The organism is Bradyrhizobium sp. P2_E8 (genome assembly GCF_056403875.1).
Genome location: NZ_JBFUES010000569.1, coordinates 1 through 4,913 on the forward strand (window position 1 = coordinate 1; position 4,913 = coordinate 4,913).

General features: G+C 65.8%; 6 protein-coding genes. 1 reads left to right on the forward strand and 5 read right to left on the reverse strand.

All coding sequences use genetic code 11. The features are described from left to right. Positions 1-136, forward strand: a 136-nt coding sequence (locus tag AC1D00_RS26675; RefSeq protein WP_477012710.1) for a tetratricopeptide repeat protein, incomplete at its 5' end; no start/stop codon positions are given. 121 nt (positions 137-257) lie between these two features. Here the strand turns inward: AC1D00_RS26675 and AC1D00_RS26680 are convergent. The 5 genes from AC1D00_RS26680 to AC1D00_RS26700 form a co-directional block, all read right to left on the reverse strand. Beyond that, entirely contained in the window at positions 258-1,169 is a 912-nt protein-coding gene (locus AC1D00_RS26680) for a hypothetical protein (protein WP_477012706.1), read from the reverse strand. A 93-nt stretch (positions 1,170-1,262) separates the two neighbouring features. After that, positions 1,263-1,547 carry a cupin domain-containing protein gene (locus AC1D00_RS26685; RefSeq protein WP_027545550.1) on the reverse strand — a complete coding sequence of 95 codons (285 nt, stop codon included), beginning with the start codon at positions 1,545-1,547 and terminating at the stop codon, positions 1,263-1,265. Positions 1,548-1,570: 23 nt separating this feature from the next. Continuing rightward, positions 1,571-2,668: a calcium:cation antiporter gene (locus AC1D00_RS26690; RefSeq protein ID WP_477012707.1), complete on the reverse strand. Its 1,098-nt coding sequence runs from the start codon at positions 2,666-2,668 to the stop codon at positions 1,571-1,573. A gap of 44 nt (positions 2,669-2,712) precedes the next feature. After that, positions 2,713-4,191 (reverse strand): sodium:proton antiporter, encoded by a 1,479-nt coding sequence (locus tag AC1D00_RS26695; protein WP_477012708.1) that lies wholly within the window; start codon positions 4,189-4,191, stop codon positions 2,713-2,715. Further along, positions 4,145-4,913 (reverse strand): alpha/beta hydrolase (locus tag AC1D00_RS26700; protein ID WP_477012709.1); only part of this gene is annotated, 769 nt, incomplete at its 5' end. The genes AC1D00_RS26695 and AC1D00_RS26700, both read right to left, overlap by 47 nt.

Here is a 4,913-nt window from a genome sequence, read left to right on the forward strand (position 1 = left end):
GGTCTGGACCGCGCGGGGGCAGGCCTATGAGCGGCTGGGCGACAAGGCCAAGGCGGCGGCCTCCTACACCAAGGCGGTCGCACTTCGCCCACGCGACGATGCCGCCCGCAGCGGCCTCGCCCGCGTCGGCGGCTGACAAGCAGCCACAGCTTCGGTTCTGACTGGATCAGACCCGAAGCTGGGGGATCTCGGTTTGAGGGGTTTTCTTCACGCGGACCGGTGGTCCACTTCGCCCGAAAACGCTCTAAGCCGCCACCTTAATCGGGGGTGGAGCTCTTCGGCAAGACGGAGTGGAACATCGACTTCATGCCCGACAGCATCTCGTCCGCGACGTTGGTCTTCTTCGGCCGGGGCATGGTTGCGCCGGCATCGGCACGCAGGTCGAGCGGCGGCGCGATCACCGGCACGGGAATGTCAGCCGGCGGCGTGATCCGGTTCGGGTCGTCATTGCCGACCGAGGCCGTGTAGGACGGCGACGAACCGCCATTGCCATACGCCTCGGTTGAGGGCGTGGACACCGTGATCGGCGGCGGCAGCGGACGGACCGCGGACGGCTCCGTCGTGACGACACGCGGGGCCTCGGGGACGCGGGTGGCTTCGCGCACCGCGGGCTCGGGGGTCCGCTCGACCGGCTTGGTCTCAGCGGCTTTCGCTTCGGCAGCCTTTTCGGCAGCCTTGCCCTCAGGCGACTTGCGAAGACGCTCGATGGCGGCACGCGCCAGATCGTTGGCGTCGGGGGTCGCAGCCGGGGACGCCGCGGCCGGCGCAGAATTGGCCTCCACCACCGGGGCGGTAGCTGCCGGGATCGACTTCGCGGCCGCCTTCTCGCGCGCCGGGGGGCGGCCATGCGAGGCGGTGTCGGCGGGAGCGACGTCCGCAGCCTTGGTCTCAGGCTTGTCGGTGGGCTTTTCGGCCGCAGCCTTGTCCGTCGCGCTCTTCTCGGAAACGCTCTTTTCGGAGACGCCCTTGGCCTTGACGCCGGGCGCCGGCAGGTTGGCGACGTCGGCGGGCTTGCCGTTCTTGCCGGCCTCGACAGGTGCCACCACGGCCGCAGGGGTATCGGCCGCCGGCTTGGCATTGATGTAGTGATTAACGATGTACGCCCCGATGATCGTCGCGAGCACCGAGGGGAAAATATCCATCGAGATTTTAGCGAGGTATTTCAGCATTTCTCGGCCACTCCCCGCGCGATCTGATGCGGGAACTTTGGGGCATTGTAAGGGATCAACTGCGACGGATCGATGGCAAACGGTAAGCCAGACTTACGGCTTCAGCTCGATCTCAAGGAACACGATCTCAGTTGAGGTTTCGTTAAGTACGTCGTGTTGGACGCCGGCCTTGCGGAAGTAGGATTTTCCGGCCGCAAGCTGCGCCTTGGAGCGCTCACCGCCGGGTGCCACGATGGTCATTTCGGCGGCAACGACGGGAACAATCACATAGTCCATCCCGTGGGTGTGGTGCCCGGTCGCGCTGCCCGGGGCGAGCCGCCATTCGGTCACCCGGACCTCTTCGTTGTCGATCTGAACCTCGGACTTGGCGGCAAGCATCGGAAATCTCCTGGAGAATCGCTTCAGGGCACGAAAACCATGAACACGTAGACGGCAAATACCACCATATGGACCAGCCCGAACAGGACATTGGTCCTGCCCGTGCCGAAGGTCAGCATGCTCAAAAAGAAGGTCAGGAGCAAAAGGACGCTGCCCTGGCCGCTGAGGCCGAGCTCGAGCTCCTTGTCGAAGGCGTAGGTGGCGATGCCGACAGCCGGGATGGTGAGGCCGATGGTCGCGAGCGAGGAGCCCAGCGCCAGGTTGATGCTCTTCTGGAGATCGTTCTTGCGGGCCGCCGCGATGGCCGAGACACCTTCGGGCATCAGGATCAGGAGCGCGACCAGAAGCCCGGCGAAGGCCGGCGGCGCGCCGATCCTTGCGGCCACGGCATCGACCACGAGCGAGAACTTCTTGGCCAGCAGCACGACTGCCAGGAGCGAGACCAGGAGCAGCCCCACGGTGAGCGCAAGCGCCCCGACCGACAGGTGCGCCTCGTCGCCCTCGCCCTTCGCGCGTTCATCAACGAAGTAGTCCTTGTGCAGGACGGTCTGGGTGTAGAGAAACACCGCATAGAGCGCGAGCGTCACCACATCGACGAAGCCGAGCTGAACCGCCGAATAGACCGGGCCCGGCGTGGTGGTCGTGTAATTCGGCATGATCAGCGTGATGGTCGCGAGCGCGAACAGGACGCTGAGATAGACGTTGGCCCCGGAGAGTTGAAACCCCTGCTCGCGATAGCGCAGGCCGCCGATAAAGATGCAGAGCCCGACGAGGCCGTTGCAGACGATCATGACGACGGCGAACACGGTGTCGCGCGCCAGTTCCGGCGCCGGCTTGTCGCCGAGCATGATCGTGGTGATCAGGGCCACCTCGATGATCGTCACCGAGAGCGTCAGCACCAGCGTGCCATAGGGCTCGCCGACCCGTTCGGCGATCACTTCGGCATGATGAACGGCGGCAAACACCGTGCCGAACAGGATGACCAGAAGGACGACGGCGAAGACGAGCCCGCCCAGCGAGAGCGTGAAGACGTAGCCCGTCGCACTGACGGCCGCGAACATCAGCACGGCCAGCGCCGGAAATATCCAGGCCGACCGGGGCATCGGATTATGCGCGCTCATCCACCGGCTCCAATTGTCAGCCGAGCAGTAGCAAGCCCGCAGATTCAATGCCAGTGCAGGAACGGCGCGACCGGCAGCACGGTCAGCAGCAGGAACAGCGGGATCAGCACGGCGCCGGCGCGCAGGAAATAGCCGAAGAAGCTCGGCATCTCGACGCCGTTCTCGCTGGYGATGCTGGCGACCATGAAGTTCGGCGCATTGCCGATATAGGTGAGCGCCCCCATGTAGACCGCCCCCATGGAGATGGAGGCGAGCGTGCCCGAGAGCGTATGCATCAGCACCTGCGGGTCGCCGCCGGCGAGCTCGAAGAACAGCAGGTAGGTCGGCGCATTGTCGAGGAACGCCGACATCATGCCCGTGAACCAGAAATAGGCGACCTCGCGCGGCGTTCCGTCCGGTGCCGTGACGGCGGACAAAAGCCAGGCGAAGGCGCCGTGATGCCCGGCATCGAGCATGGCAATGACCGGGATGATGGCGACAAAGATGCCCGCGAACAGCTTTGCGACTTCGCGGATCGGCTCCCAGGTGAAGCCGTTGGCAAGCCTGTGCTCCTCCGGCGTCAGCCACACCGACAGAGCGGCAATCGCGAGCAGCGCCACATTGCGGGCGATGTCTTCCAGCTCCAGCTTCGTTCCGAGAATGTCGAAGGCAATTCCGGGCTTCCACATCGCCGAGGCCAGCAGGCTCGCGACGATGGCCGCGATGAGCACGAGGTTGATGAGGCCGCGAATCCGCAGCGGCTTCGCGGGGCCCGCGTCTCCCCGCACCGGCTCGCCACGGAAGCGCCAGACGTCGATGACGACGAAGATCGCCAGCAGCAATCCGGCAACGATCGCCGTCTGCAACCAGATGGTCCGGGTGGTCCAGAAGAAGTCGACGCCGTGCAGGAAGCCGACGAACAGCGGGGGATCGCCGAGCGGGCTCAGCGCACCGCCGACATTGGCGACCAGGATGATGAAGAAGACCACGACGTGGGCGTTGTGGCGCCGCGGCCGGTTGGCGCGGATCAGCGGACGGATCAGGATCATGGCGGCACCCGTGGTGCCGACGATGCTCGCCATGAGCGTGCCGAGCGCGAGGATGCCGGTATTGGCCGGCGGCGTAGGCCTGATGTCGCCCGTGATGAGAATGCCACCGGCCACGACATAGAGCGAGAACAGCAGCACGATGAAGCCGAGATATTCGGCGAGCATGGCATGGACGAGTGCGGCCAGCGTCGCCATGCCTCCTGCGAGCCAGACCAGCGAGCCGAGCGCCAGCAGCGACCAGRCCGCGGCGATCTTGCCGTAATGATGGTGCCAGAATTTTGCAAACAGCAGCGGCCCGAGCGCGATCGACAGCAGGAGGCCGGCAAAGGGCAGCGCATAGGGCCAGCGCATCGCCGCGCCGTCGAGCCCGGCCGCCGCCCATGCGGGCTGCGGCAACATCGCCAGGATCGCGGCGGCGGGCACGCCGCCGCGCAGCGTCACGAGCCGTCTAGGAAGCAATGAAGCGCTTTGCTGTTTCGATCGCACCGAAAGCATCAAGGTTGTCGTGTCCGCCGCCCGCAAAGCGAACGAACTGCTTCGGTTCATGCGCGAGCGCGAACAGACGCTCTCCGAACCCGATCGGAATGGCAAGGTCATTGGTGCCATGCATCACCAATAGCGGCACCGTGACGCGCGCAATCCGCCCGTCGGAGCGAAACTGATCGCRCATCAGGAGGCGAACGGGAGCGATGCGGTACAGCGAGGCGGCGACATCGACCGCCGACGTGTATGGCGCCTCCAGGATCAGTCTGCGGACAGGATGTTCGGAGGCGATGGCGACCGCAACGCCCGTTCCGAGCGAGAAGCCCCAGGCGACGATTCGCTCCGCCGCGTAGCGCTCCGTCGTGAAGGCGTAGGCGGCCGCGGCATCGCGCAGCAGGCCCTCCTCGCTCGGCGCGCCGGAGGAGCCGGCATAGCCGCGATAGGACAGCGCGACGAGGCCGGTGCCGTCTGCCGTCATCGCCTTGAAGCGGCTGACACAGCCGGCGAGAGAATCACCATTACCAGGGAAATAAAGGATCACGGGACGGCCGGGCCTGGCCGGCACGTGCCAGACGATGACCTTCTCGCCATCGGACGTGGTCAGGACATGCTCTTCCGCCTCGGGCAGGCCTGCGGCATCCGGAGCGGTGCGACCGAGCGGCGGGATCGGAAACAGCATCTCGCGCTGCCGGACATACAGCACGACGAGACCGGCGCAATAGACGGCCGCGAGC

Excerpts from the sequence above, each read along its gene's own strand:
- AC1D00_RS26680 (WP_477012706.1), bottom strand. The coding sequence starts at position 1,169 with ATGCTGAAATACCTCGCTAAAATCTCGATGGATATTTTCCCCTCGGTG.
- AC1D00_RS26685 (WP_027545550.1), bottom strand. The coding sequence starts at position 1,547 with ATGCTTGCCGCCAAGTCCGAGGTTCAGATCGACAACGAAGAGGTCCGG.
- AC1D00_RS26690 (WP_477012707.1), bottom strand. The coding sequence starts at position 2,668 with ATGAGCGCGCATAATCCGATGCCCCGGTCGGCCTGGATATTTCCGGCG.